The organism is Filomicrobium sp. (assembly GCF_025698805.1).
GTDB lineage: Bacteria > Pseudomonadota > Alphaproteobacteria > Rhizobiales > Hyphomicrobiaceae > Filomicrobium > Filomicrobium insigne.
This window is the reverse complement of sequence record NZ_JAILWT010000002.1, coordinates 676553-700746: the sequence shown is the minus strand read 5'-3', so window position 1 is coordinate 700746 and position 24194 is coordinate 676553. Positions and strand designations below refer to the sequence as shown.

The window sequence follows — 24194 nt, the reverse complement described above, 5'->3', positions numbered from 1 at the left end:
GCTGGGATGCGGTACGTTGGTTCCGTAGAGACTTGGTCTTTATCAGTGGTTGCGAGATGTCGGTGACGTCGAGATTGCAGGCAGATGTTGAGACGGTGGCGGTTACGGGGACGCCAAGCGTCGGAGACTTCGTGGCTTTGATGAAGCCGCGCGTCATGTCGCTTGTTGTTTTCACCGGGCTGACCGGAATGGTTGCTGCGCCCGGGCACCTGCATCCAGTGCTGGCGATTATCGCGATCCTTGCTATCGCGGTGGGTGCTGGGGCGTCCGGTGCACTCAACATGTGGTACGACGCCGATATCGATCGGCATATGGCACGCACGGCAGCTCGGCCGATCCCTCGTGGCCTCGTAAGCGCAGGCGAAGCGCTTGGCTTCGGTATCGTTTTGTCTGTTGCGTCGATCATGACGCTTGGCGTTCTGGTCAATTGGACCGCCGGAGGGCTTCTCGCCCTAACAATCGGCTTTTACATTTTCGTCTATACGATGTGGCTTAAACGCCGGACGCCGCAGAACATCGTGATTGGCGGTGCCGCCGGGGCATTTCCTCCGATGATTGGTTGGGCTGCAGTCACGGGAGGAATCTCGATTGAAAGTGTTCTGCTATTCCTAATCATCTTCATGTGGACCCCACCTCATTTCTGGGCTCTCGCACTTTATCGCTGCAGGGACTATGAGCGTGTTGGTGTGCCGATGCTACCGGTGGTTGCTGGTCCGAAGGAGACACGGCGTCAGATCGTAATCTACTCGCTTTTGCTTGTGCCTTTGGCCGTTGCACCGTCGTTCATCGGTCTTGGTGGTGCGGCCTATGGCGCGACGTCAGTTGTGCTTGGGATAGTTTTCCTGTGGTTTGCCTTTAAGGTTGCGCGGGTGACCGAGGGACGCGAAGCCGATCATGCGGCGAAGCAGCTTTTTGGCTTCTCGATCTTCTATCTCTTCGCACTGTTCGCAGTACTTCTGACTGAGCATGTGATCGCAACTGTGACAGGCGCGCAGGTCACCGGGTTAGGCTTGTTTTGATGTCGGACAACGACGACCATAACGACAAGGACTACAAGAAGCGGCAACGGATGCGGTCGATCGCGATCGCTCTCGCGCTGGGGCTGTTGATCGTCCTTTTTTACGCTGCGACGATCGTGAGGCTTGGCGGTAATGTTTTCAATCGGCCCATGTAATAGTGCCGGTTGAGGATATAGAGAGGTTTTTGGAAGACGTGACGAAAGACAGTTCGCAAGGACCAGCTGATCAGTCACCGTCAGTCAGCATGGGTGCCCGTCATCGCCGGGTGGGCATCATTTGCCTGGGTATGGCGGTCGGCATGCTTGGGATGGCTTACGCGGCGGTGCCGTTGTATCGCATGTTCTGTCAAGTCACCGGGTTCGGTGGCACGACCCAGGTCGCCAGCGCGCCTGCGGAGAAGGTGTTGGCGCAAACGATCACGATGCGATTTGACGCTAACGTTTCGCGGGATCTGCCCTGGGCATTTCAGCCGGTTGAACACACGATGGAGGTTCATCTTGGTGAGACCAAGCTCGCGAGCTATCGCGCGACCAACACCTCGGATCATCCGGTCACCGGGACGGCTGTGTTCAACGTGACGCCGGAGTCTGCAGGACAGTTTTTTAATAAGCTTGAGTGCTTTTGCTTTACCGAGCAGAGGCTCGAGCCTGGTCAGTCGGTGGACATGCCCGTGAGTTTTTTTGTCGATCCTGAAATCGTCAATGACGCAGATGCGGGACGCCTATCGGAGATCACACTGTCCTACACCTTCTACCCTGTAAAGAATCCCAGTCAAAGTGCGCAGGCGCCAAAGGAAACGCCGGCGCAAGGTGGCTGAAAACTAGATTACTCCCTGCTTTGGTTTCTCCGATCAAAAGACGACCAGAGAGGGTGAATACGCAAGGAAGGCTGGGCGCAAGCCCTTGAAGAACTGCCCTAGGCAAAAAAGGGGATAACGGGAGAGCTCTTAATGGCTGATTCACACGCTAAGAACCACGACTACCATCTGCTAGAGCCTAGTCCGTGGCCCATAGCTGCTTCTTTCTCGGCTCTCATCCTCGCTGTGGGCGCTATCGTCTGGATGCGCTCGCAGGCTGGCGGAGCCGGACTTTTCGGCGTCCAGGGGCCTTGGGTGTTCGGCATCGGTGCGATGCTGGTTATGGCGACTGCTTTCATGTGGTGGCGCGATGTCATCAAGGAGAGCCATCACGGTGATCATACGCCGGTGGTTCAGCTCCACCTTCGCTATGGCATGATCCTATTCATCGCTTCTGAAGTGATGTTCTTCGTCGCTTGGTTCTGGGCGTACTTCGACGTTGCGCTGTTCCCTTCGGGAATCTTCCAGCCGACCAACGTCACGGAACAGATCGGCCTGGTTCAGCGCAATGAGTTTATCGGTGGTACTTGGCCTCCGCAGCCCAACGATGCGTTCCATTCGACGTTTGATCCGTGGGGGCTGCCGTTCGTCAACACCCTGATCCTGCTTCTGTCGGGTGTAACGGTGACGTGGGCGCACCATGCGATGCTCGAGAACAATCGCAAGCACCTGATCTGGGGGCTGACGCTGACGGTTCTTCTTGGCGTCCTCTTCACATTCTGCCAAGCGTACGAATATGGCCACGCTGCCTTCAATTATTCGGGTCACATCTACGGTGCGACCTTCTTCATGGCCACGGGCTTCCACGGCGCACACGTCATCATCGGTACGGTGTTCCTTTTCGTCTGCTTGCTGCGTGCGATCGGCGGCGATTTTACGCCGAAAAAGCACTTTGGCTTCGAGGCGGCCGCTTGGTACTGGCACTTTGTTGACGTGGTCTGGCTGTTCTTGTTCGTATCGATCTACGTCTGGGGCGCAGGCCCTAACCCAGGCGGGCATTAATTTCGGTACGGCGACAAGTCGTAGACCGCGAATTCGATGGATCTGGTTCGGGGCGGCTCTGGCTGCCCTGAACTTTTTTGAAGCAAGATTGCGCAACAACAATGGGTGCTGCGGCAGGTCGAGACCGTTGAGAGCAGGACATGAGTGAGCCAAAGGTATCGGCGATTAGAGCGGGATTGAGCGGGCGGTGCCCGCGTTGTGGCACGGGTCGATTGTTTCGTTCGCTCATCAATGTGCCCGATGCATGTGAGCATTGCGGCTTGGACTACCGCTTCATTGACACTGGCGATGGTCCGGCAGTCTTCGGTATTTTCATTCTTGGTTTTCTCGGACTTGGCGGGGCTCTGATCGCGACCTTGAAATATGACGTGCCGGAGTGGGTCGCCCTACCGGCCGTGATTTTGATTCTCCCAGTTGTTGCGCTTGGGCTTTTGCGGCTTCTCAAAGGGGGCTTGATCGCATTGCAATACAAATACAGCGCCGAGGAAGGCCGGCTCTCTGACGAATGACGCAATCGGATTCACAACTATCCCACCAAAAGCTCGGTCTGCTCTGGCCCAGCCTCCTCACTTTGCTGGGCCTTGCCATCCTGATTGGACTTGGGACCTGGCAGATGGGCCGCAAGGTGGAAAAGGACGCGATTATCTCGCGGCTACACAGTCGTGCGGAGGCGGCTCCGGTATCGCTGGACGAGGTTATTGCCCGATCGCGTGACGGTGATGTCGAGTACACGCGTGTGGAGGTTCCCGGCATCCTGCATCACGAAAAGGAGCGCTATCTGTACGCGCCGCATCAGGGCTATGGCCCCGGGTACGACGTGTTTGCGCCCATGCGGGTGGGGGAGAAGCGTTATGTGTGGGTTAACCTCGGATATGTGCCGGAGCGGTTTAAATCTCCGGATACTCGGCCTGCTGGGGGTGGCGCTGAGGATCGCACAATAATCGGGATCGTTCGCCTGAGTGCCAAACAGGAAACGTTTACACCGGATAACAATGTGGCAGACAACCTGTGGTATTGGCGTGATTTAGCCGGAATGCATGCCTCCGCGTTCGATCCGTCGAAGACCGATCTTGTGCCTTTTTTCATTGAAGCAGAGCCGGTCGCTGGCGGTGTGCCGGCTGCGGAATGGCCCAAACCAGGCACCAGTAAGGTCAAGATTTTCAACCGACATTTTGAATACGCCCTGACATGGTACGGCTTGGCGTTGACCTTGCTCGGCGTGTATGTCGCCTTTGTCTGGCATAGGCTGGAGAGCCGGCGGACCCCGGAGTAACCGGGATTGGCTCAAGAAGCCTGTCTTGTTGTGCACGGCCTAGCGCATTAGGGTGCTGCGCGAGGGCGGTTAGCCTCATGAAATTGCTCATAACGAAAAACGAAAGTTTCAAGGCTTGAAGTACGTCTCAACACGGGGCCAAGCCCCGTCGCTCGACTTCGAAGATGTTTTGCTGGCGGGATTGGCACGCGACGGCGGTTTATATGTCCCGGAGCAGTGGCCGCAATTTTCGCAGGAGGCCATTGAGGCCTTCGCCGGCATGCCGTTCAGCGATGTGGCGGTAGAGGTCTTGAGCCCTTATGTGGGCGAAGGGATCTCGCGCGCAGATCTGGCGGCGATGGCCCGCGATGCTTACGGAGCGTTCGGGCATGCCGCTGTAACCCCGCTCGTTCAGATCGATACCAATCGCTTCGTGCTGGAACTCTTTCATGGGCCGACGCTGGCGTTCAAGGATGTTGCCATGCAGCTCCTGGCCCGGCTTATGGATCATGTCCTGGAGAAGCGCGATAGCCGTGCGACGATTATAGGCGCGACGTCTGGGGATACGGGCGGGGCTGCGATCGAAGCGTTCCGGGGATCGAAAAACGTCGATGTGTTCATCCTGTTTCCGGAAGGGCGGGTGTCCGATGTTCAGCGGCGCATGATGACGACGCCCCGGGAGGCGAATGTCCATGCCATCGCGGTGCGCGGGACCTTCGATGACGCACAGGCGTTGGTGAAGGCGATGTTCAATCACCATGCGTTTCGTGACCGGGTGCAGCTGTCAGGTGTGAATTCGATCAACTGGGCGCGTATCGTGGCGCAGGTGACGTACTATTTTGTTGCCGCTGTTGCGCTTGGAGCGGGGCGACGTCCCGTCTCCTTTGCGGTGCCAACCGGGAACTTCGGTGACATTTTTGCGGGGTACGTCGCCAAGCGGATGGGGCTTGCAATCGATCGACTCGTGATCGCGTCCAACGAGAACGATATTCTGCCGCGTACCTTGGAAACGGGCAGTTATGAAATGCGCGGTGTGACGGCGACAACGTCACCGTCGATGGATATCCAGATTTCCTCGAATTTTGAACGTTACCTGTTCGAGGCTTGCGGGCGACAGTCCGATGTCGTCAGGGCTCAAATGGAGAGCCTGAAGCAGTCTCGGCGGTTCGATGTCGGTTCACGGGCGTTCGAGACGCTCAAGGCTGACTTTGCTGCGGCGCGTGCTGGTGAGAACGAGGTCGCCGATACCATTCGTCGTGTTCAGGCGGAGAGCGGTTATCTGTTGGACCCGCACACGGCCTGTGCGGTTTGGGCTGCGGATCGCGCTCCCGAGTCCAATATGGGCGTTCCTCAAGTTGTGCTCTCGACGGCACATCCCGCCAAGTTCCCTGATGCGATGGAGCAAATTACGGGAATGCGTCCAGGCCTCCCGGACCGACTTTCAACGCTGCTCAGTGATGAGGAGCGTTACCCAGTTCTCGATAATGATCTCAGTCAAGTCGAAGCCTTCATCGAGCAGAACGCGCGTGCAATCCGTCAGGGGCAAGTATGACGACCAGGATCACTGAGCTCGCGAATGGTCTGAGGGTGGTGACACATCAGATGGATCACCTGGAGACGCTATCACTTGGCGTTTGGGTGAACACCGGCGCCCGGCATGAACCGGAAACGCTGCACGGTATTTCTCACCTTCTCGAACATATGGCGTTCAAGGGAACGACGTCGCGGACTGCGCAGCGGATCGCTGAAGAGATCGAAGAGGTCGGTGGTGAAATTAATGCCGCCACCAGCATCGAAACGACGGCGTATTATGCGCGCGTGCTCAAAGGTGACGATGGCACGGCTTTGGAGATCCTGGCTGATATTTTGCAAGACTCGCTCTTTGATCCGATGGAGCTTGATCGCGAACGCGACGTTATTCTGCAAGAAATCGCTGCCAGCCAGGATAGCCCTGACGATCTTGTTTATGATCTCGTCCAGGATGCAGCCTATCCTGAACAGCCAATCGGGCGAACAATCCTGGGAACGCCTGAAAGCGTGCAGGCAATTACGTCGAGGGATTTGCGCTCTTACCTTGATCGTCACTATGCCGCGAACCGGTTGGTGGTGAGCGCGGCGGGTGCTGTTGATCACGACAGTTTGTGCCGTCAAGCCGAGGCCCTTTTTGACGACGGGTCTGCGCCGTCCGGTGATCCGACCAGTGGCGCAGTTTACGCCGGGGGGGTCCGGTCCTCAAAGAAGGCCTTTGAACAAAGCCACATTGTGATCGGCTTTGAAGGTCCGGCCTATCGCGCGGAGGATTTCTTTGCGGTTCAGGTGCTTTCTGGGCTCCTCGGCGGGGGGATGTCATCCCGCCTTTTCCAAGAAGTCCGTGAAAAGCGCGGGTTGTGTTACGCTATTTATTCGTCAGCCTGGGGATTAAGCGATACTGGGCTGTTGGCTGTGCATGCGGCAACCGGGCCAGAGCAAATGCAAGAGCTGGTTGATGTGGTGTCTGAAGAGCTGTCACGGTTGGCACAGGATGGTCCCACGGACGCTGAGATGGGACGGGCCAAGGCCCAACTCAAAGCCGGGCTTATGATGGGGCTAGAAAGTTCGTCGGCGCGTGCTGAGCAAATGGCGCGGCATCTGATGGCCCATGGGCGTCTGATCGAAAAGGAGGAGCTGATTGCAAAGGTTGAAGAGGTCAGCCCCACCCAAGTTAAAGAGCTTATGCAACGTATGATAGCCAAGCAGCCGGCGGCAGCTGTGGTTGGTGCCGGGGCTTCATCGCGTGGACACGCGCAACGTGCCAGCCATTGTTTGGGCACGATTCGGCAGTGAGGTCGGGCCGTGGCTTTCCTTAAGGTGGGCCTGGGAAACGATATACAGATTGCGGTGCGCGGTGGGCGTGTCCTGCTGCGGCCTTATTTGACGTCAGATTATATGCTTTGGGCCCAGTTACGGGCGCGGAGCCGTGAGCATCTCAGGCCGTGGGAGCCAGTTTGGCCGCATGATGATCTCACACGAACCTCGTTTCGGCGTCGGGTTCGGCACTATCAACGTGAAGCACGCGATGATGCAGGGTACGCGTTTGGTGTCTTCAACGAGCACGGGCGTGAGCTGTACGGTGGATTGACGCTGACGAATGTGCGTCGCGGTGTGACTCAGGCGGCGTCTCTTGGATATTGGCTTGGTCTTCCGTTTGTCGGGCGTGGGTTTATGACAGATGCGGTACGTACCGCTGTCCACTACGCATTCGACGAATTGCGGTTACACAGGATTGAGGCTGCCTCGATGCCGTCCAATACTGGGTCCATAAATGTGTTGCAACGGGTGGGATTCGTGCGCGAGGGGCTCGCGCGGCGGTATTTGAAGATCAATGGCGTATGGCAGGATCACGTCCTGTTTGCGCTTCTTGCTGAAGATATCGCCAGGGGGACAGGCGACGAATGAGGCATCAGCAACCTGATCGAGCCGGATGGCCGGGCGCCGTGCTCGCGGGCGTGCGCTGTAGTACGGCGCGGCTGCTGAGCTTGGCAGTGGCTGTTCTTGTGGTTTGCTGCGCCAATCTCATTGCGACATCCCCGGCTTCGGCGCTTAAGGCGATTACGGTCGGTTCCGATCAGGATCGCATCGAGATAACCACCGACGGCGAATTTTACGACAATCGCGGCGACAGCCTGCAGGTCGAAACTGCACCTGGGCTTGATGGTGTTGTCGGGCGCATGAGCGTCAAAGCGGCTACGCCAGGGGTTAATCCAAGCTGGATTGTCTTCGCGCTGACTAACCCGACCAATACCGATATGGAGCGATGGCTTACGGCAGATCGCTACACGGTGGTCGGTTCCGGAACGGTCTGGCCGGATCTTGATGCCCGGCGCATTGAGGCGGTGACGCCATCAATCGGCTTTGTGCCTGAGCGTGTGAACAGCGACCGGGCCGACGTGTTCCGCATCACGCTAGAACCTGGCCAAACGATCACGTTTGTCGCTGAGCTTTCGTCCGAGCGCTTTTCGCGGATCTTTCTATGGAAGCCATTGGCATATGAGCTTGAGGTACGCGAACGGCAGCTCTTTAACGGAGCGTTGCTCGGTCTGACCGGTCTATTGGCGATCTTTCTGACGGCGATCTTTGCCGCGAACCACAAAGCGATCTTTCCGTCCGCGGCACTCGTCGCTTGGTGTGTGCTCGTCTATCTGTGCGTCGATTTCGGCTTTTTCCATAAGCTGTTCAACTTGCGGCCTGAGGATAACGCGGTTTATCGCGCGGCGGGTGAAGCGTCGATTGCGGCCAGTCTTGTCATCTTCCTCCACACATTTCTCAGGCTGGGCTTAAGTCACGGGCTTGTGCGCATGCTCTTTGGCGTGTGGATGCTGGCTCAGCTCGCGCTTGTTGCGGTTGCCGTTGTCGATCCGCGTCTGGCTTCAACGTTTGCACGCCTGTCGTTCTGTGTGATCGGCGGTGTGGGGGCTGCGATCATACTGTTCCTCGCTTTCCGAGGTCAGGATCGGGCCCTGTCGATCATACCGACTTGGATCATCTTCCTCGTATGGGTTTTTGGCACAGCGGTAACGCTTACCGGCAGGATGTCGGGCGATGTTATTGAAGCTGGCCTCGCAGCAGGTTTGGTTCTGATCGTTTTGATGATCGGTTTCACGGTTACGCAGTTTGCGTTCCGCTCTTTAGAGCCGGTGTATGGCGCCTCGCCCAGTCAACAGCAGCGACAGGCGCTCGCGGTCGAGGGGGCCGGTGCAGCAACGTGGGAATGGAATGCGCGTCGCGATGAGGTCAAGGTTAGCCCGATTATCGAAGCTGCGTTGGGGCTCAACGGCGGCGAGTTGACCTGTAAGGTCGAAGACTTCATTCCGCACCTACATACGGCAGATCGTGAGAAATTCCGTCTTATGCTCTGGTCCGTGCAGGAACGCGCTGGCGGTAAGATCCGTATCGATTTCCGTTTGCGCCACAGCGACAACTCGTATCGCTGGTATGAGTTGGACGCGGCGAGCATTGAAACGTCGGACCGGCGTGATGTGCGTTGCGTTGGTTTGATGCGCGATATCACAGAAAGCAAGCGCGCCCAGGAGCGGCTTCTGCACAATGCGGTACACTGCGGTCTTACCAATCTTCCCAACCGGGAACTCTTTCTCGACCGTCTTGGGACAGCCTGTATGCGTGCGGCTAGTGAAGCTGCCGTACGGCCTACGGTCATCTGTATCGATCTCGACAAGTTCAAAAGCGTTAATGCCTCCCTTGGTCTTGTCGTAGGCGATAGCCTGCTGTTGACAGTGGCGCGGCGTTTGAGTCGGCATCTTGGGCCGCAGGATACTCTGGCGCGGCTTGGTGGTGATCAGTTCGCTATTCTGATTTTGAACGAGCAGAGCGCCCGGGATCTGGCTGGGTTGGCTGAGAGGATCCGGCGGTCTTTGCGTTCGCCGATCAAGATCGCAGGGAAGGAAATCGTTCTCACGGGATCGCTAGGTGTCTCGGTTTACGATGGAGAAGAGCGTGGCCCAGATGAGCTTCTGAAGGAAGCTCAGATTGCGATGTATCGAGCGAAGCGCAGCGGTGCGGATCGTATCGAGATTTTCCGCCCAGAGATGCGTTCGAGCCGCGATGATCGGGCGGCGATGGAAGCCGAGTTACGTAAGGCGGTCGAGAAGGATCAGCTTAAGGTATTCTTCCAACCGATCGTTTATCTTCCGACTGAGGATCTTGCCGGGTTTGAGGCCATCGTTCGCTGGGAGCACCCGCGTGAAGGACTATTGTCGCCGGCGACTTTTGTACCCCTGGCCGAGAACTCCGATCTTATTATCAAGCTTTCCACGCATGTCCTGACGAAGGCTGCACATACGGCTGCCAATTGGCAGAAGATATTGCCGCGACACGAGTCGCCCCTGTTCGTTTCGGTTAACGTTTCTTGTCGGCAGCTCTTCAAACAGGATTTCATTCAAGAGCTGCGTCACATCATCGGTCAGGGAATCGTCCCGGTGAACTGCCTCCGTCTCGAGGTCAGCGAACCCCTGGTTATGGAAAGTCCTGAGCAGGCCACCGAGATGCTCGACGTGCTGAGGGGAACGGGTGTCGAGATCGCGCTCGATGAATTCGGCACGGGGTATTCCTCGTTTGCTTATTTGCAACGCTTCCCCGTTGATACGATCAAGATCGACGGTGGCTTGGTGCAAAACGGTGGCGGGAGCGAAGGTACAGGAAGTGCCATTGTGCGCTCTATCGTGGCGCTGTCCCATGAGCTCGGTAAGAAAGTTGTGGCGGAAGGGATCGAGGAGCCAGATGACGTGGTGTTCCTGCGCTCGATCGGCTGTGAGTATGGTCAGGGCTTCTACTACGGCGACCCGATGCCAGCGGATGATGTGATCGCGTTGTTACGCATCATTGCCAAATCCGAGCGCAAGATCGAAGCGCGCAACCTCTTCAAGCCGAAGTCAAAGAGCAAAAAGGATCGCAAGAAGGCTTCCGTACACGTTGAGGCCGCACCGAAAGCGCCGAAGCCTTCGTCGCCGAAGAAAACTGCGGTGGTGGCTGCGAACGGACAAGCGCCTAGTCGCGGTGACCCGGGCTCTATACCCTTACGTGAAGTGCCGCCTCCTGCTGAGGTTACTGGTCCACCGCCAATTGCAGCACGCGGCAATGGCCGGGAACGGCCCTTGCTTCGCGGTGGTATGTTACCAACGGGGAGCGTCGGCGATAATCGTCAGATTTCTAGCGCTACCCATCCGGCGTTAGCGCCTCCGGTCGCGCCGTCGCAGCCGACACTGGCTCAATCGCTTGCCCAAGCCGCGCACGGGGGGCAGGCAGCGCCGCAATCGGCGCCAAGAGCCTCGTCATCACCGCCGCCTTTGACACCGCCTCCGCCGGTAAGTTCGTCAGCTTCGGGAGCCGGCTCCAACGGTGGCTATCCTTCAAACCTGTCCCAGCCAACGTCAACCGGACGAAACGGCAATGCGGGGATCGCTCCTTCGTCTCCACCTCTACCTCCTTCGGCACCGCCATTTAGTCATGGGCGGGGGGGGGCGCAGAATGGGGCGGGGGTATCTCAACCTCCTCCAATTCAATCTGCTCCTCCTGGAGGCAGTGCGGGTAGCCGAGCGGTCGGTCATCGCCCGCCGCCGCCACCATCGCCATCCGCTGCAGCCAATGGGCGGCCCCGTATGAACAACGGTCCAGCGGTTCAGTCGCCGCGCCCGCCTGTCAGCACTGGGCAGACGCAGCCGCTCAACGTGGCGATGGCTGGGGCAGAGGTGCCGGTGACAGCACCGCCAGTTACGCCTGCAGGAAATGGTGTTCCTAATGGTGCGGAAAGGCCGCTGCAGCCCGTTGCGGCTCCGCCGGACTACAGCTCATTGCCACCAGGTATCGCAGAAAGCTTGGCGCGGCTTGCCGGGACGCCACGTCCACGTAGCGATAGCGCGGCTCGTGGCCCGTCACAGAAGGCCGCTACGCCCAATGGCAAGCTTGGTGATAAGTGATTGCAGTGCGGGCGCGAATGCGGGTCCGCATGGTTTGACTGCCGATACCACATTTACATCATTGAAATCAGGTGAGATGGCGCTCGATGTCAGGCGTGGCCGGCATCGGCAACGAGATGCGATGGATCAATCCCGATCTTCGCCATTGCTCTTTGGTATTTCGCATGTGGGTCGGGCGAGAAGATAATGTCGGGGTCCGGCGGACAGTGCAGCCAGCCGTTCGCCTGGATCTCATCTTCCAACTGGCCTGGAGACCATCCTGCATAGCCTAGTGCGAGGATGGCCCGCGAAGGGCCGCGGCCATCGGCAATTGCTTTCAGAATGTCTAGAGTTGCCGTCAGGCAGATACCTTCGTTTATGGAGAGCGTGGATTCGGACACGAAGTAATCCGAGCTATGGAGCACGAACCCGCGACCGGTTTCCACAGGTCCGCCGACGTGAATTGGCATGGACGCAAGTGCATCAGGTTGCCATGAATGGCTGCCTTCGCCAGGCATTATGTCGAGCCTATCGAGAAGGTCGGGAAAGGAGATGTTCGGTGCTGTTTGATTGATGATCAGACCCATGGCACCGTCTTCGGAATGGGCGCACAGATAGATCACAGAGCGCGCAAAACGCGTGTCTGTCATCAATGGCATGGCGACCAGAAGTTGGCCGTCAAGGAATGAATGTGCGCCGTCGAGCGGCAGTGAGCGCAGAGTCGACATACGTTAGACTAACTCTGCGGCTGGCGCCCTGTGAAGACTGAATCGTTGGGCGTGCTATAGAGCCTATAATTCAGGGTGCGTTGTAATTTGTTGTTCTAAGCCGCATTTTGGTGTGGTTGCCACGGCAAGTGTGGAGCGTGCGTGCGCTGGGAGCGGCTTCAGTAAGACGTGACTTGTCGGTTACCTGCGTCTTATTTGACACTGAATGTCGCCGTCGCGACAGTGTGCATAACCTCACCGGATACGGATGGCGCCGATACGCTTAACAAGGGAAATCCCATGAATGATGCCGGTTTCTCCGGACACGTTCACCGCGTCGCTTTGCTGAGCGCAGCGCTTGTGACGGCCACCGTGACTTTGAGTGCTACGGGGCAGACGGCAGAGTTGTCGTCTCCCTGGCACGAGGCGCATATGTCTCAAGTCCGTTTGATCGCTGCGCGCCGTGGAGATAACGGACAGGACATCGTTGCGGGTATACAAGTCGCACTTCAACCTGGTTGGAAAACCTATTGGCGTAATCCTGGGGACGCTGGCGGCGTCCCACCCGAATTCGACTGGTCGGGGTCGGGCAATGTCGCGAACACGGAAGTTCTTTATCCGGCGCCCAAACGTTTTCGCGATCCGGCGGGTGAAACGATCGGGTACAAAGGAAATGTCGTGATGCCCGTTCTGGTGCGACCGGCGGATCCAGATCAGGATGTGGAACTTCGCGTGAAGTTCAACTTTGGCATCTGTGCCGACATCTGCGTCCCAGTGGAGCAGGAGTTGACGGTGAACGTACCCCGTCAAGCTCAAGTGGGACTGCCTTCTCTCCTGCAAAAGGCACTCGATCTTATTCCCCGTAGTGAGGCGTCCGCCAAGGTAGGTGACCCCAAGCTTGTGCAACATGAGGTTCATCTTTCGGGTGATCAGCCTCGTATTCTTCTCGATGTTGATTTTGGCTCAGCTGCGCATGAGGGTGATGTTTTTGCGGAAGCATCGGACGACTTCTATCTCCCTATGCCGGCCCGAATGCAGGAAGGAAGCACGACCGCGAGCCGTTTTGAGATCGACCTTCGAGAAGCTGATGACGTGTCCAAGCTGAAGGGCAAAACTATTCGTTTAACCCTTGTGGGAGCTGAAGGGCAGTCAGAGGCAACATTCGTCGTCAAGTGATGCTTGCGTTCTGGGCTTTCGATTGAAAGCTGGTTGCGCGGTAGGGCTTGGTTTATGTTTTCCGCGACGCCTTTCCAACTATGCGCGACCTGATCGTGTCGCGTCTTTTTTCCGGAGGAGACAGCTCATGAGTATCAGTGTTGGCGACCGCTTGCCTGACGCGACTTTCTTTGTGATGGGGGCTGAAGGGCCGCATAAGGTCACCACCAACGATGTCTTTGGTGGGAAGAAGGTCGCTCTGTTTGCGGTGCCGGGTGCGTTCACACCGACGTGCCACAAGCAGCACATGCCGGGCTTTCTTGCTCGTCTCGATGAAATCAAAGCAAAGGGCGTCGATGCGATTGCCTGCACGGCCGTCAACGACGCTTTCGTCCTCAACAATTGGGCGGAGCAAACTGGTGCGAGCGGCAAAGTGCAGATGCTCGCGGACGGTAGTGCGGAATTCGCAAAGAAGCTCGGCCTCGATATTGATCTTTCTGCACACGGATTAGGTGTGCGTTCCAAGCGCTACTCTATGCTCGTGGAAGACGGTGTCGTGAAGATTCTCAATATTGATGATGCGCCGCCGGTCCATGACAAATCGAGTGCGGATACGCTGTGCTCGATGATTGGAAACAGCATCTAAGCGAGACGTGATGGCGAGGGGGCGATTGATATGTAGGTCAATCGCCCGCTGTCTGCTTTGCGCCCTTGAGAAAAGGGCGCATCCCTTCGCGGGCCAGTTCGTCGGCGCGTTCATTTTCGACATGGCCAGCGTGACCTTTCACCCAATGCCAATCGACATTGTGGCGCTGGCGCATTTCATCGAGGCGCTGCCACAATTCAGCGTTCTTAACCGGCTTTTTGTCCGCAGTGCGCCAGCCATTGCGCTTCCAGCCGTGAATCCACTGTGTGATGCCGTTCTTGACGTAGTTCGAGTCTGTGTGCAGTTCGACGTTGCTTTTGCGCTTGAGAGCTTCCAGCGCCGATATGGCGGCCATCAGCTCCATGCGGTTGTTCGTGGATTGCGCTTCACCGCCTGAAAGTTCCTTGCGGTGCTCACCTGACATCAGGATGGCGCCCCAGCCGCCAGGACCTGGATTCCCCGAACAAGCGCCATCGGTGTAAATGACCACCGATGGCATTGAGGTTTTTTCTGAACTCATCGGGAGCCATCTCCATAACCGTAGTCGGCGATTGAACGTACGCTCTGATGGAAGCGGAGCCGGCGCAGATAGTCGATCGGATCATGCGGATTGACGACGGCACCGGCAGGCCGGTTGAGCCAGTCGTAACAGCGTGTCAGCAAGAAGCGCAAGGCGGCACCTCGTGCGAGCAGCGGCATGGCTTTGCGCTCGTCTTCCGTCAGGCTGCGTATTTCTTCGTAGCCGCGCAGCAGCGCTCGCGCCTTGGTGACGTTGAACGAAAAATCCTGTTCGAAGCACCAGGCGTTTAGACAAATGGCGATGTCGTAGGCGAGCGCATCATTGCAGGCGAAATAAAAATCGATCAGTCCGGAAACGTCTTTCGCCAGAAAAAAGACGTTGTCCGGGAAGAGGTCGGCATGGATGACGCCTTCCGGTAGCGCCAGCGGCCAATCGGTTTCGAGCACATCGAGTTCGGCTTTGATCAGCGCTTCTAGGCCGGGCGCGATGGAGTCTGCTTCAGACGCAAAGCGTTCAAAGAGAGGACGCCAATCCCACGTGCTCAGGGCGTTGCGGCGGGTTAGTTTGAAATCAGCGCCTGCCTGATGAAGTTGCGCAAGGGCGTGACCGACCTTGGAGCAATGCTCAGGTTTGGGGCGCCGTATCCAGAAGCCTTCGAGAAAGGTGACGAGTGCGGCTGCTCGTCCGCATAACTCGCCGAGGTGGTTTCCCGTTCGGTCACGCACGGGCGTGGGGCAGGTGACCTGCCGCGCGGCGAGATGTTCCATCAGCCCGAGGAAGAAAGGAAGATCGTCCGCCGAAACCCGCTTCTCATAGAGCGTCAGGATATATGGGCCTGTCGTGGTGTGGACGATGTAGTTGGTATTTTCAACGCCTTCGGCAATGCCTTTGTAGGACAGCAATTCGCCGACTTCATAGCGGCTGAGAAAAGAGGCCAAGTCGTCATCACTGACTTCGGTATAGACCGCCATGGAGGGTCGTTCGTCCTTGTCGCAGGGCTTTCGCGGTTGTTCGAATTGGAGGATTGGTGAGCGGCCTAGACGTTACGTGTTGGCATCGACGGGTATGTCGCGCAGCGCGCGGGGAATATTAAAGGCTACATTTTCCTCTGCGGTGGTCACCGTTTCAAGTTTTGCATCGAAGCGCTCGCGCAATGCGCTGATCACTTCGTTGACGAGCACTTCCGGTGCGGAGGCGCCAGCCGAAAGGCCCACCGTGGCCCCGTCTTCGATGATCTCCCATGGGATATCTGTTGCTCGTTGAACGAGCATCGCCTTTTTGCATCCGGCGCGTTCCGCAACTTCCACGAGCCGCATCGAATTCGAACTGTAGGTCGCCCCCACGACGAAGAGGACGTCGCAGCGGCCCGCAATCTCTTTTACCGCGATCTGCCGGTTGGTGGTGGCGTAACAGATGTCTTCCTTTGGAGGATGGACGATGCCTGGAAAGCGGCTGCGCAAAACACCGGAGATTTCTGCGGTGTCGTCCACCGATAGTGTTGTCTGCGTGACATAAGCGAGTTTGGTCGGGTCGCGAGGAGTAAATGCGTGCGCATCTCCGACCGTCTCGATCAGATGTACGGTACCGGGCGGAAGCTGTCCCATGGTGCCGATGACTTCAGGGTGACCAGCATGTCCGATCAGGAGCACTTCCAATCCGTGCTCGTGATGGCGGATTGCCTCAAAGTGGACTTTGAAGACGAGCGGGCAGGTGGCGTCTATGACGAAAAGGTTTCGGGACTTTGCAGCTTCGGGTACCACCTTTGCGACACCGTGTGCCGAAAATATCACAGGCTGGTCCGTTACTGGAATCTCGTCCAGTTCTTCCACAAAAATGGCGCCTTTTTCCCTCAATTTGTCAACGACGTAGCGATTGTGGACGATCTCGTGGCGTACATAGACAGGTGAGCCGAACTTAGCCAAAGCAAGTTCTACGATCTTGATTGCCCGATCAACGCCGGCACAAAAACCACGCGGGGCAGCAAGCAGGATCGTGATGGCTTTATGCGGCACAGGAATTCTTTCCTTTGGTTTCCGGACCGTTTCGGTCGGAGGCATTAGGTATCGGATCTATCACGGCTGGGGACTACATGGGCACCCCGCCTTTGTGGGACCGGTTACATGATAGGATGGTTCGAGGTGACTCGAAATGGCATTGGGGGCCGAAAGTCAAGGCCTTGGGGGACAGTCAAGCCAATGCAATATTTTCCGGCCGATTATGGGAACTGGGGCGTCGGGATGCAATCGGTGGCAAAACCAATACGGCGGAGCGCTCACGTTTTAGCCGTTGGACTTATGGTTACTGCGCTTGGGGGGTGTGGCCTCCCTTCTTTGACGTCAGGGCTTGGGCCCGGCGGATTTGGCGGCTCTAGCCAGCAGACGTCACAAGTTCAATCGGTTAGCGAAGAACAACTTCTGTCGGCTGCAAAAGCCGAAGTGACGGGTGGTACAACCACGAGTGCCTCAGGTATTTCGCCAGGTTGTCCGAAATTCGAGGTTTGGCCGCGCGATAACAACCTTACCATCTATATGGAAGGCCGGGTCGGCGATAGCCTTGCGATACGGCATCGCGGCGAGATCACAAAGACAGCTCGCGAATGTGTGGTTGATGGCAGTCGTGTCACGGTGAAATACGGCATCTCGGGTCGGGTACTGCTTGGGCCAAGTGGCGTGGCAGGTCCAGTGACATTGCCCGTACATATCTTCGTGACCGATGCGAAACGCGAGAAGGTGGCCACCGACGCCATGCAGGTTTCCGTCGACATGGTGATGGATCAGCCGATCGGATATTTCTCAGCCGTCCAGTCAATCTCGTTCGATGTTGCTCAAGGCGCGCGCCCCGGCGAATACGAAATGTTCGTCGCGTTCGACCGAAAAGCCCCTGGGGCAGGCTAAGAGCAGAAACGCTTTCCCTTCTCCTTCTTGGCTCGCGGATAACCGACCTACACTCTGAAACGCTACGAATCCAGCAGGCGGGCCGCCATTGCGGCTTGCTCATCTCGCGCGTTGTGTTGCATTTTTTTTACGCCGCAAGATCATCTCAAAACGAAACGGCCGGACATCGCTGTCCGGCCGTTTCAGTATTTGTTGTGATCGTGCGGTGTAGCCTAGTTCAGTCGGTTCGACAGCTTGCGAATGCTGTCTTGAACCAACTCATTGCCGCTTTGGCCGGAGGTCTTGTTCCTAAGGATTGCTTCAGCAGCAGCAACGGCAGCATCGATCGCTTTGGAACGAACCTCGCTGATTGCCTGGGCTTCCGCGCGTGCAATCTTTTCTTCGGCGAGCCGAGTTCTACGCTCCAGGTTATCCTTGAGCTTGAGTTCCGTTTCCGCTTCGAGAGCTTCAGCCTCGCGGCGGGCCTGGTCGACTATGCTTTTCGCCTCTTCTTCGGCTTCCCGCGCTCTACGCTGGTAATCTGCCAGCATTGCCTGCGCTTCTTCACGCAGGCGGCGTGCGTCGTCCAGTTCCTGACGGATTTTATCGGCGCGGTTATCGAGTGCCGAACCGACTGTGCGTGGTACGCGCAGATAGAGCACAATCGCCATGAAGGCGATAAAGGAGAAGAGGACCCAGAACTCAGCGCTTAGCAACATGGCGAACGTTCGATCCTTTTATCAGTCAGACTGCTTGGCGAGCGCCGTTTTGACTTCGTCGTCAGACGGAGACGTTCCGACCAAGTTGGCAACCAATGGTCCGACGATGCCCGAAGCAATTTCGTCAACGCTCGTAAGCGCCTTCGTGCGGGTTTCATCAATACGCCGTTCGGCCTCGGATACCTTGGCTTCGATCTCCGTATCAACCTGCTTTTGCTTCGCATCAACACGCTGAGCGAGACGGTCGCGGGTTTCTTTGGCGATGGCGTTTGCATTGGCACGCGCGTCGGCCAAAGCCTGTTCGTATGCGGCCAAGGCTTGTTCGGTTTCGCCTTTTAAACGCTCGGCTGAATCAAGATCACGTTGGATACGGTCGCGCCGCTCCTCGATGACCTCGCCGATCCGCGGCAGCGCAATGCGCGATAGCAGCAGATAGAGGGCTCCGAAAGTGATCGCCAGCCAGACGAGCTGAGGGGCAACCGTAGAACCATCCAAAGGTGGGAACGCCACCGGATGGGCCCCGTCGTGCGGGATTTCGGTGCCGGTATTGTCAGGTGTGGCCATAACTCGGTGTCCGCGTCATTTACCTGAATCCTAGGCCAGACGGAAAGTTCCGCCCGTGCCAATATCGATGCCGCCCGGGGAGCCAAAGGGAACACGGGGTTCCCCGACACACTCCCCAAGCCGCAACTTTGATGATCAGGTGAACAGAAGCAGGAAGGCGATCAGCAGTGCGAAGATGCCGAGTGCTTCGGTCACGGCGAAGCCGAAAATGAGACGGCCAAACTGACCATCGGCAGCCGACGGATTGCGGAGCGCTCCCTGCAGGAACTGGCCGAAGAGGTTGCCTACGCCGATAGCGGCGAAGCCCAGGCCAATTGCGGCAAGGCCGGCACCGATAAGCTTTGCGGCTGCTGGATCCATTGACTTCTCCCTTTTGTTCAAAAACAGGTCTGTTGAGTTGGATTTCGGGTTACGAGGCTTCACCCCTAGTGGCTGGGATGAAGCGCATCATTAAGGTACATGCAGGTCAGCATGGCGAAGACGTAGGCCTGAAGGAATGACACGAGGAATTCCAGTGCCGTAATCGCGATCGCCATGAATACTGGGAGCGGCGTCAAAGCTGCATAGGTTCCCGAACCGATCAGCATGACTGCAAATCCGCCGAACACCTTTAGCGTAATGTGACCGGCGAGCATGTTGGCAAACAGACGCACCGAGTGACTTACCGGGCGGGACAGGAACGAGACGATCTCGATCAAGCTAACCAGCGGCAAAACGTAAATCGGAACACCCGAGGGCACGAACAGCTTGAGAAAGCCAAAACCGTGCTTGATGAGACCGGAGATGATAACCGTCGCGAAGACGAGCAGGGCCAACGCTGCCGTCACGCCAATATGGCTCATTACCGTGAAACTGCCCGGCACCATGCTGATCATGTTCGCGATTAAGATGAACATGAATAGCGTGAACACGAGCGGAAAAAACTGCATGCCGGCTTTGCCGGCGCTATCGCGTACCATTTTCGCGATGAATTCGTACGCGATTTCCGCGAGAGACTGAATACGTGAGGGTACCAGCGAACGACCGCGCGTTGCGTACATCAGGAAGCCGAATGTGACGGCAACCGTAATGATCATGTAAAGCGCAGAATTGGTGAAGGACGCGTCCAATCCAAAAAGCTCGAGTGGCAGGAGCCGTTTGATCTCGAACTGGTGGATAGGATCCGGCATGCCGCCTTCCGCCCCATTATGCGTCGATGCCACGTAGCTCTCCCGATCAATCGTCGTCGTCACTGTTGCGGATGTCGGTTCCGATATCTCCGCGTGTTTTTGCGGCGATCTCGGCCTGAAGCCGCTCAAACCCTCGTATCACGTTACGGATGCCGGCGATCAAGCCCAGAACGAAAAAGAAAAGGAAAAACCAAGGTACCGTGCCCAACAAAGTGTCGAGCCCAAACCCGATCAGTCCTCCGACCAGCACGGCTCCGACGAGCTCGCTTGCCATCCGCAAGCCGTAGGCCATGCCACGGCTGTGAATTCTGGCGTCTTCTTCGGCCTCCGCCTTGGCGGCTTCCTCCGACCTGATTTTATCAAGCCGTTGCCCCAACCCTTCCAAACGCCGTTCGAGCGCTTCCTTTTCCCTAGGGTCCGGCGCCCCGTTTTCAGGTGCGTCGCCTTTGGATCCGTTTGTCATGGGAGCGCGTCCTCGAACCAAGGCACAAAACAGCCTCTGGACGGGTTGATTGACGGCGCGAACATAGAGAGAGGCCAGGGGGGTGTCAAGAAACCGTGAAGCCCTCATAGGCCCCGTATCATAGGACGAAACCGCGCAGGGGGCAAAGTGCATTAAAGCTTGTAACAGCGGCCATTGCCGAAGACGGAAAATCCGTTCGCGATGCCTCGAAACTGCATCTGTCCGAAGCCTGAAATTGGGATGCACCGCTCCTATTGTGGCAATGCGTGTGCAATCACCTTGCGCATAAGGCTTGGAAGGGCCTCGTTGTGAAGATCGCGGCGATTCACCCAGCGGCAGCGGTTCGGTTCAGACCAAAAGGTTAACGTGGCGTCGGCCGGTACGATCGCGCGGTAAACGTTCAGCTGCAGGCGGAAGTGCGTAAATGTGTGTGTGACAGTGCCAGTGACCGGCCACCAGTCTGTTTTAAATGGGGCTGAGCGCATGGCATCTTCGACTGAGAGCCAGTCATCGCGCCATTCCGTCGAGGGGACTTCCATCATGCCGCCAAGGAGGCCGGCCTCTTGGCGACGGCGGAGAAGGATGTGACCGTCTTCGCTCAGCGCCAGGAAGGCGTAGCCGAATCGTGAGGGGCGGTCGGGTTTGGCGAGCTTGAGCGGGAGGCTTTCCGCCATGCCCTTGGCGTATCCGTGGCAGTCGGGCTGAATCGGGCACATGAGGCAGGATGGCCGCTTGGGCGTGCAGACAGTTGCGCCAAGATCCATCATCGCCTGCGCGAAATCTCCGGGACGGTCACTGGGCACCAGCGTAGAAGCGAGGCGTTTGATTTCTGACTTGGCGGCCGGAAGAGGGAGACGCAGAGCAAACAGGCGCGCGATAACGCGTTCGATGTTGCCGTCTACCGGGGTTGCTTCCTCGTTGAAGGCAATGGCGGCAATGGCCGCGGCCGTGTAGGGGCCGATACCCGGCAGCTTGCGAAGGGCGGCTTCGGAGCGAGGAAAGCGGCCGCCGTGTTCCTCCACGATGGCGATGGCGCATTTATGCAGATTGCGTGCGCGTGAGTAGTAGCCAAGTCCAGCCCACTTGGTCAGCACTTCATCGAGACTGGCGGCCGCCAGGGCGCGGACGTTTGGCCAAGCCCGAAGAAATTCGCGATAATAGGGAATGACCGCTTTGACGGTTGTTTGCTGCAGCATGATTTCGCTGAGCCACACACGATACGGGTCCGCTTTGCGACCAGGCGGGCTACGCCATGGCAACTCGCGGCGTTCACTATCATACCAGTCTAACAGGGCCGCCGTAGTATCCGGCCCGGCAGGTCGGAGAGGTAGTTGCTTACGAGCAACAGCGCCCATGTCATTCTCCCATGGCGGAAGCCACGAATCGTCTACCAGATGGTACCCATGGTGACTGTTCGTGGGAATGGATGTCTATCCGTTATCCCAGCACCGCAGAAAATCGGGAGCAGATCCAGTGACATCGTCTCCTCGCAAAGCGATTCTGGCAACCACGCGGCGCTCCAGATGGGGGATGCCGGTCGCTAAGACCGTCGGCAGTTTCGTACCGCAACTGACGCAAAAGGCCTTCGAGAAGTATGGATTTTCAACAGTTGCTTTGTTGACGGACTGGGCGGCGATCGCAGGCAAGGATCTTGCGACCTATACGCGACCGGAGAGGATCAAATGGCCGCGCAACGTGCCGATCCGCGGTGACGTTGAAAGTGGATGCGAGGGCCGTCCCGGCGCATGCTTGATTCTACGCGTGGATCCGGCGCGGGCGCTCGACGTGCAATATTCTACCGCGCAACTCCTTGAGCGGATCAACGTCTATTTTGGGTATCGCGCGATTGCCGACCTGCGCATTCTGCAAGCGCCGGTAGAAGTTGAGCCGAAGGCGAAGATTGGTGGCAAAACGCCGGATATCCTGCGTGCGGCTCCTCCTCCGGCTTCGCCCGCAGAACAACCGGTCAAAGCGCCTGTTGTGGCGGATAAGGCTCTGCAGGATGCCCTGATGCGACTTCAGAAGGGCTTTAGCCAAGACGCGGCCCGATAGAAATCCTATTCACCAGATTGAAGGTGAGCGACGGGCGATGTTTGGCTAGGTTTGTGAATGCCCTACGCTCAATCGCTCCTCGCGCGGACGTGATGGCGCCTTAAAAAGTATTCAGTTGGCATTCAGCGGCAGATTGCCTTAATGCGGGACCAATCATTACGCTAGCCACGATCGCGTGAATAACAAGGGAGCTTTCGCCTTGACCCAATCCGATTTTCGTCCCGAGGGAATTCGTCGCCGTACAGTTCTCGCCGGTGCGGGCACCGCGGCAGTTGCATTCGGCCTCGGGATCGTGCCTGCGCGGTTTGCGCTGGCGGCGGACGAAGTGCCTGTGGCGGAGCTCATGCAGCCCGATGGTCTTAAGGATCTGACTCTAGGTTCCCCGGACGCAAAAGTGACCGTGGTCGAGTATGCTTCGATGACCTGTGGGCACTGCGCGCGCTTCCATAAAAGCGTGTTTCCTGAGCTCAAAGAAAAATACATCGACACGAACAAGATCTATTTTGTCATGCGGGAATTTCCGCTGGACAATCTTGCGGCTGCCGCATCAATGCTTGCACGCTGCGCAGGTGATGACAAAACCTTCCCGCTTATCAGCGTCCTTTTCGATAAGCAGGCCGATTGGGCGTTTGTGAAGTCCAATCCGGTGCCGGCGTTGCGGGAAATTGCCAAGCAGGCTGGTTTCACGAAGGAAAGCTTCGACGCGTGCCTGAAAGACGAAGATCTTTTGGACAAAATCATGAAGCGTCGCGAACGTGCTTCTTCTGTGTTCGGTGTTAACTCGACACCGACGTTCTTCATCAACGGCAAGAAGCTGGCGGGGGGCACCTCCATCGAAGACTTCAGCAAAGTTATCGATCCTATTTTGAACGCGGGGTGAGGTCGTCTTGTTGAGGCGGATGTCTTCTGTTTTGGTCGTCAGTGTCATGACGCTCGTCGCGGGCTGCGCGTCGGAACAGTTGCTGCAGGCCAACAACGCCGCGAACCAAGGCGAAACATCGTCCACGAGCGCATACGGTGGATTAGGCGCGAGCAAGCAGACAAAAACCTCTGCGCCGTTTAACCCGTTCGCGGACCATAGCTCTACCTCCTATGGTGGGCGCCAAATCATCTCCAATCCGTCGATGGACGAGGTGATGAAGGTGGGGGCTTTGCCGGAAATGTCACTTGGGCGGGGGGACGCTCCGGTGACGATTATCAAGTACGCCTCGCTCACCTGCCCATATTGCCGCAAGTTTCAAAAAGAGGTGTTTCCGCAACTCAAGCGCGATTACATTGATCGCGGCAAAGTGCGGTTCATTATTCGCGAATTTCCGATCGGACGGTCTTCGGGCAATGCGACGATCGCGTTGAGATGCGCCCGTCCCGAGACCTATTTCACCCTCTACTCCAAGTTTCTCGAGCAACAGGGTTCCTGGGTAAGCCAGGAGGTTCGGCTTGATGCTATCCACAAGGTGGCAGCTCAAGTGGGGCTTAGCCGTGCAGAATTTGACGCCTGCCTCAAGAATCAAGCCATGATCGAGGGGCTTGAGTGGATCAAGGATCGCGGGCGCACGTTGGGCGTGATCGGAACCCCGAACTTTTTTGTCCAGAATAAGCTGGTCAAGAAGGTCCTTACGTATGCCGACTTGAAGGCGATGATTGATCCGCTTCTTGGCGTACCCGTAGCCGCACAGAATACAGCGGACACGCGTTGAAATTGAGAGCAGCTTCGTTTTCGAGGCTCGCGGTCCTAGTGCTTTCGGTCTG

At 57.3% G+C, this 24194-nt stretch carries 26 protein-coding genes; 16 read left to right on the top strand and 10 right to left on the bottom strand.

The window, feature by feature from the left end:
• Nucleotides 1–56 precede the first annotated feature (56 nt).
• From K5845_RS07010 to K5845_RS06965, 10 genes are all read left to right on the top strand, one after another.
• Nucleotides 57–1019 (top strand): heme o synthase, encoded by a 963-nt coding sequence (locus tag K5845_RS07010; RefSeq protein ID WP_046479466.1) that lies wholly within the window; start codon nucleotides 57–59, stop codon nucleotides 1017–1019.
• On the top strand, nucleotides 1019–1174 hold the full coding sequence (locus K5845_RS07005) for a cytochrome c oxidase system small membrane protein (protein ID WP_170832441.1): 156 nt from the start codon (nucleotides 1019–1021) through the stop codon (nucleotides 1172–1174). The genes K5845_RS07010 and K5845_RS07005 overlap by 1 nt, the downstream gene beginning before the upstream one ends.
• Before the next feature lie 38 nt (nucleotides 1175–1212).
• Entirely contained in the window at nucleotides 1213–1836 is a 624-nt protein-coding gene (locus K5845_RS07000; RefSeq protein WP_244464958.1) for a cytochrome c oxidase assembly protein, read from the top strand.
• 132 nt (nucleotides 1837–1968) lie between these two features.
• Complete coding sequence (locus K5845_RS06995; protein WP_046479467.1) at nucleotides 1969–2877, top strand: cytochrome c oxidase subunit 3; 909 nt, start codon at nucleotides 1969–1971, stop codon at nucleotides 2875–2877.
• Nucleotides 2878–3017: 140 nt separating this feature from the next.
• The gene (locus tag K5845_RS06990) at nucleotides 3018–3386 is read left to right on the top strand and encodes a DUF983 domain-containing protein (RefSeq protein ID WP_046479468.1); all 369 of its coding nucleotides are present in this window, start codon (nucleotides 3018–3020) and stop codon (nucleotides 3384–3386) included.
• A complete protein-coding gene (locus K5845_RS06985; protein WP_287958696.1) occupies nucleotides 3383–4150 on the top strand; it encodes an SURF1 family protein in 768 nt (255 codons plus the stop codon). Before K5845_RS06990 ends, K5845_RS06985 begins: the two co-directional genes overlap by 4 nt.
• A 115-nt stretch (nucleotides 4151–4265) precedes the next feature.
• The gene (gene thrC, locus K5845_RS06980) at nucleotides 4266–5681 is read left to right on the top strand and encodes a threonine synthase (RefSeq protein WP_046479469.1); all 1416 of its coding nucleotides are present in this window, start codon (nucleotides 4266–4268) and stop codon (nucleotides 5679–5681) included.
• The gene (locus tag K5845_RS06975; protein WP_046479470.1) at nucleotides 5678–6952 is read left to right on the top strand and encodes a M16 family metallopeptidase; all 1275 of its coding nucleotides are present in this window, start codon (nucleotides 5678–5680) and stop codon (nucleotides 6950–6952) included. Before thrC ends, K5845_RS06975 begins: the two co-directional genes overlap by 4 nt.
• 9 nt (nucleotides 6953–6961) lie before the next feature.
• Nucleotides 6962–7564 carry a GNAT family N-acetyltransferase gene (locus K5845_RS06970; RefSeq protein ID WP_046479471.1) on the top strand — a complete coding sequence of 201 codons (603 nt, stop codon included), beginning with the start codon at nucleotides 6962–6964 and terminating at the stop codon, nucleotides 7562–7564.
• Complete coding sequence (locus K5845_RS06965; protein ID WP_287958695.1) at nucleotides 7561–11598, top strand: EAL domain-containing protein; 4038 nt, start codon at nucleotides 7561–7563, stop codon at nucleotides 11596–11598. The genes K5845_RS06970 and K5845_RS06965 overlap by 4 nt, the downstream gene beginning before the upstream one ends.
• 89 nt (nucleotides 11599–11687) lie before the next feature.
• Here K5845_RS06965 and K5845_RS06960 read toward each other — a convergent pair whose 3' ends face one another.
• On the bottom strand, nucleotides 11688–12305 hold the full coding sequence (locus K5845_RS06960; protein ID WP_046479472.1) for a YqgE/AlgH family protein: 618 nt from the start codon (nucleotides 12303–12305) through the stop codon (nucleotides 11688–11690).
• A 279-nt stretch (nucleotides 12306–12584) separates the two neighbouring features.
• On the opposite strand from K5845_RS06960, the gene K5845_RS06955 reads away from it, so the two are divergent.
• Entirely contained in the window at nucleotides 12585–13460 is an 876-nt protein-coding gene (locus tag K5845_RS06955) for a protein-disulfide reductase DsbD domain-containing protein (RefSeq protein WP_046479473.1), read from the top strand.
• A 127-nt stretch (nucleotides 13461–13587) separates the two neighbouring features.
• Nucleotides 13588–14085, top strand: coding sequence for a peroxiredoxin (locus tag K5845_RS06950; protein ID WP_287958694.1), 498 nt, complete (start codon nucleotides 13588–13590; stop codon nucleotides 14083–14085).
• A gap of 37 nt (nucleotides 14086–14122) precedes the next feature.
• Here the strand turns inward: K5845_RS06950 and rnhA are convergent, their stop codons facing one another.
• The 3 genes from rnhA to ispH all read right to left on the bottom strand — a co-directional run bounded on the left by rnhA (nucleotide 14123) and on the right by ispH (nucleotide 16662).
• Nucleotides 14123–14584 (bottom strand): ribonuclease HI, encoded by a 462-nt coding sequence (rnhA, locus tag K5845_RS06945; protein ID WP_046480791.1) that lies wholly within the window; start codon nucleotides 14582–14584, stop codon nucleotides 14123–14125.
• A gap of 17 nt (nucleotides 14585–14601) precedes the next feature.
• Nucleotides 14602–15576, bottom strand: a complete 975-nt coding sequence (locus tag K5845_RS06940) for a homoserine kinase (RefSeq protein ID WP_287958693.1) — start codon at nucleotides 15574–15576, stop codon at nucleotides 14602–14604.
• 72 nt (nucleotides 15577–15648) lie between these two features.
• The gene (gene ispH / locus K5845_RS06935; RefSeq protein WP_046479476.1) at nucleotides 15649–16662 is read right to left on the bottom strand and encodes a 4-hydroxy-3-methylbut-2-enyl diphosphate reductase; all 1014 of its coding nucleotides are present in this window, start codon (nucleotides 16660–16662) and stop codon (nucleotides 15649–15651) included.
• A gap of 180 nt (nucleotides 16663–16842) precedes the next feature.
• Here ispH and K5845_RS06930 point away from each other — a divergent pair, with 180 nt between their 5' ends.
• Nucleotides 16843–17499 (top strand): hypothetical protein, encoded by a 657-nt coding sequence (locus tag K5845_RS06930; RefSeq protein ID WP_082101289.1) that lies wholly within the window; start codon nucleotides 16843–16845, stop codon nucleotides 17497–17499.
• 212 nt (nucleotides 17500–17711) lie between these two features.
• Here the strand turns inward: K5845_RS06930 and K5845_RS06925 are convergent, their stop codons facing one another.
• The 6 genes from K5845_RS06925 to mutY form a co-directional block, all read right to left on the bottom strand.
• The gene (locus K5845_RS06925) at nucleotides 17712–18197 is read right to left on the bottom strand and encodes a F0F1 ATP synthase subunit B family protein (protein WP_046479478.1); all 486 of its coding nucleotides are present in this window, start codon (nucleotides 18195–18197) and stop codon (nucleotides 17712–17714) included.
• Between the two features lie 21 nt (nucleotides 18198–18218).
• Nucleotides 18219–18761, bottom strand: coding sequence for a F0F1 ATP synthase subunit B family protein (locus K5845_RS06920; protein WP_046479479.1), 543 nt, complete (start codon nucleotides 18759–18761; stop codon nucleotides 18219–18221).
• 135 nt (nucleotides 18762–18896) lie between these two features.
• Nucleotides 18897–19121 carry a F0F1 ATP synthase subunit C gene (locus K5845_RS06915; protein ID WP_046479480.1) on the bottom strand — a complete coding sequence of 75 codons (225 nt, stop codon included), beginning with the start codon at nucleotides 19119–19121 and terminating at the stop codon, nucleotides 18897–18899.
• A 65-nt stretch (nucleotides 19122–19186) separates the two neighbouring features.
• Nucleotides 19187–19930 (bottom strand): F0F1 ATP synthase subunit A, encoded by a 744-nt coding sequence (locus tag K5845_RS06910; RefSeq protein ID WP_046480794.1) that lies wholly within the window; start codon nucleotides 19928–19930, stop codon nucleotides 19187–19189.
• Nucleotides 19931–19976: 46 nt separating this feature from the next.
• Nucleotides 19977–20393: an AtpZ/AtpI family protein gene (locus K5845_RS06905; RefSeq protein ID WP_046479481.1), complete on the bottom strand. Its 417-nt coding sequence runs from the start codon at nucleotides 20391–20393 to the stop codon at nucleotides 19977–19979.
• A 251-nt stretch (nucleotides 20394–20644) separates the two neighbouring features.
• Nucleotides 20645–21748 (bottom strand): A/G-specific adenine glycosylase, encoded by a 1104-nt coding sequence (gene mutY, locus K5845_RS06900; RefSeq protein WP_090228124.1) that lies wholly within the window; start codon nucleotides 21746–21748, stop codon nucleotides 20645–20647.
• A 118-nt stretch (nucleotides 21749–21866) separates the two neighbouring features.
• Between mutY and K5845_RS06895 the strand changes: the two genes are divergently transcribed.
• The 3 genes from K5845_RS06895 to K5845_RS06885 all read left to right on the top strand — a co-directional run bounded on the left by K5845_RS06895 (nucleotide 21867) and on the right by K5845_RS06885 (nucleotide 24142).
• Nucleotides 21867–22445: a DUF721 domain-containing protein gene (locus K5845_RS06895; RefSeq protein WP_160298735.1), complete on the top strand. Its 579-nt coding sequence runs from the start codon at nucleotides 21867–21869 to the stop codon at nucleotides 22443–22445.
• 199 nt (nucleotides 22446–22644) lie between these two features.
• On the top strand, nucleotides 22645–23325 hold the full coding sequence (locus tag K5845_RS06890; RefSeq protein ID WP_244464961.1) for a DsbA family protein: 681 nt from the start codon (nucleotides 22645–22647) through the stop codon (nucleotides 23323–23325).
• Nucleotides 23326–23344: 19 nt separating this feature from the next.
• Complete coding sequence (locus tag K5845_RS06885) at nucleotides 23345–24142, top strand: DsbA family protein (protein WP_287958692.1); 798 nt, start codon at nucleotides 23345–23347, stop codon at nucleotides 24140–24142.
• Nucleotides 24143–24194: the final 52 nt, after the last annotated feature.